Here is a 2,750-nt window from a genome sequence, read left to right on the forward strand (position 1 = left end):
CCTCGCTCGGGGTCGCCGCCGACACCGGCGTGAAGGAACTGAAGGACCTCAAGGGCAAGCGCGTCGGCTTCGTGGTCGGCTCGCCGGCGCTGAACCAGAACTCGCTCGCGGTGCTCGCCTTCGCCGGTCTGACGCAGAAGGACGTCAAGGCCGTCGAGTTCGCCAGCTACGGCGCGATGTGGAAGGGCCTCATCAACAACGACGTCGATGCCGCCTTCGGCACCACCATCACCGGCCCTGCCAAGGAGGCCGAGACGTCGCCGCGTGGCCTGATCTGGCCGCCCCTGCCCGCCAACGACAAGGAGGGCTGGGTGCGCATGCAGAAGGTCGGCTCGTTCTTCTTCCCGCAGCTTGCGACCTGCGGCGCCGGCATCTCGCCGCAAAAGCCGGTCGAACTCGGCAACTATCCCTACCCGATCTTCGTCGCCTACGCCTCGCAACCGGCCGATCAGGTCTATGCCATCACAAAGGCGATGATCGTCAATTACGACGCCTACAAGGATTCGGCGCCCGGCGCCGGCGGTCTCGCCGCCGACCGCCAGACCAAGAACTGGGCGGTGCCGGTCCATCCCGGCGCGGTGAAGGCGCTGAAGGAAGCCGGCCAGTGGAGCGATGCGCAGGAGACGCACAACAACCAGCTGATCAAGCGACAGGAAGTGCTGGCGGCCGCGTGGGCCGATTACGGCAAGTCCAATCCGCCATCGGACGACAAGGCCTTCCTCGAAGGCTGGATGAAGGCGCGCGCGGCGGCGCTTGCCAAGGCCAGCATGCCGAACGGGTTCGAGGAATAGTCTTGTTGAGGACATTGATCGTCGCAACGAGGGAGCTGCGCCCCCTCTCCCGCTTGCGGGAGAGGGTTGGGGAGAGGGTGTCTCCACGGTGGGACTCCCCCAGAGGAGAGAACCCTCACCCGCCGCTTCGCGGCGACCTCTCCCGCAAGCGGGAGAGGTTTCGTCGCCCGCGGCGCGAGCGATTCAAACAACTGTCGTTCGCCCGATCTGCACAGTAGCCCACGCGCGGGATCAATGATGTCTTCTTCCACCTCCACCGCCCCGCAGGACGAGCCCAAGCGCGTCGTGTTCGACGATCCCCATGGCGCAGCCGGCAACATGCAGGAAGCCGAAGTCACGCGCGTCCGCACCTTGCGCGGTCTCTGGCGCTGGATGCTCGTCGCAGCGACCGCCGCGACGATCCTGCTCTGCATCAACCAGCAATTCTCGCTGCGCTTCTTCATAGGCTACACCCAGCTCAACACGGAGTATTTCTACCTCCTGATCGCCTTGATGCTGCCCTTCACCTTCCTGATCTTTCCGGGCACTGAGCGCGCCCCGCTCGATCGCATTCTCTGGTATGATCTCGTCCTGTTCGTCGCGACATTCGCGGCGGCCATCATGCTGATGTCGAACGTGCGCAAGGCCGCGGAGGCCGGCTGGGAGTTCGGCGGCGCGCCGACCGCCGTGATCGCCGCCGGCCTCGTGATGTGGGCGATGCTGATGGAGGCGCTGCGACGCACCGGTGGTTGGAGCCTGTTGCTGAGCGTCTTTCCCTTCACGGTCTACCCCCTGTTCGCTGAAGCCGGCTGGCTCGGACCGTTCCGCGGCACGCAATCGACACTGGAGCAGGCGACCGCCTATCACGTGCTGTCAGGCGAAAGCCTGCTCGGCATCCCCATTCAGGCCTTTGCCGACACCGTGATCGGCTTCCTCGTGTTCGGCACCGCGTTGATGATGACGGGAGCCGGAAAATTCTTCATCAACCTCTCTTTCGCGCTGTGCGGCACCTTCCGCGGCGGTGCCGCCAAGGTCTGTATTTTCGCCAGCGGCCTGCTCGGCATGATGTCGGGCTCGATCATCTCCAACGTGCTCACCGCCGGCACCATGACCATCCCGGTGATGAAGAAGAGCGGCTTCCGCGCCTCCTATGCGGCAGCTATCGAGGCCTGCGCCTCGACCGGCGCGGTGCTGGCGCCGCCGGTGATGGGCGCGACCGCGTTCGTGATCGCCCAATTCCTCAACGTCAGCTACGCCGACGTCGCGCTCGCCGCAATCATTCCCGCCGTGCTGTATTATGCCGGCCTCTTCATGCAGGTCGACGCCTATGCCGCGCGTCACGGGCTGAAAGGCATTCCGCGCGCCGACCTGCCGCGGATCATGGATACGATCAAGGACGGCTGGTATTACGTCTTCGTCATCGCGCTTCTGATCGTGATGCTGCTCTACTTCAAGCGCGAGAGCCACGCGCCGTTCTACGCCACCGCGCTCCTCTTGGTGCTCAACCAGCTCTTCTCAAAGGACACGCGCTGGACGCTTGCCACCATCGGCAAGTTCCTGGAGGTGAACGGGCGCACCTTCGTCGAGCTGGTCGGCATCCTCGCCGGCTGCGGCCTCCTCATCGGCGCGTTCTCGATGACGGGCGTGGTGTCGAGCCTCGCCAACGACCTCCTGCACATCGCCGGCGACAACGCCTTCCTGCTGCTCGGCATGTGCGCCCTCACCAGCCTCATTCTCGGCCTCGGGCTGACGACGACGGCTTGCTACATCTTCCTCGCCATCCTTGTTGCGCCCGCGCTGGAGAAGCTCGGGCTCAACCGCATGGCGGTGCATATGTTCATCTTCTACTGGGGCATGCTGTCGTCGATCACCCCGCCGGTCGCCATCGCCTCCTTTGCCGCCGCGGGCATAGCCGGCTCGCCGGCGATGAAAACCGGCTGGGAATCGATGTGGGTCGGCAGCATCATCTACTTCATTCCC

Annotated in this window: 2 protein-coding genes; both read left to right on the forward strand. The window is 64.9% G+C overall.

The window, feature by feature from the left end:
* Positions 1 to 791, forward strand: a 791-nt coding sequence (locus tag JHD07_RS08495; RefSeq protein WP_291621013.1) for a TAXI family TRAP transporter solute-binding subunit, incomplete at its 5' end; no start/stop codon positions are given.
* A gap of 234 nt (positions 792 to 1,025) precedes the next feature.
* The coding region (locus JHD07_RS08500) for a TRAP transporter permease (RefSeq protein WP_291621015.1) at positions 1,026 to 2,750 on the forward strand (1,725 nt) is incomplete at its 3' end.

This window comes from Bradyrhizobium sp., assembly GCF_016462955.1.
GTDB lineage: Bacteria > Pseudomonadota > Alphaproteobacteria > Rhizobiales > Xanthobacteraceae > Bradyrhizobium.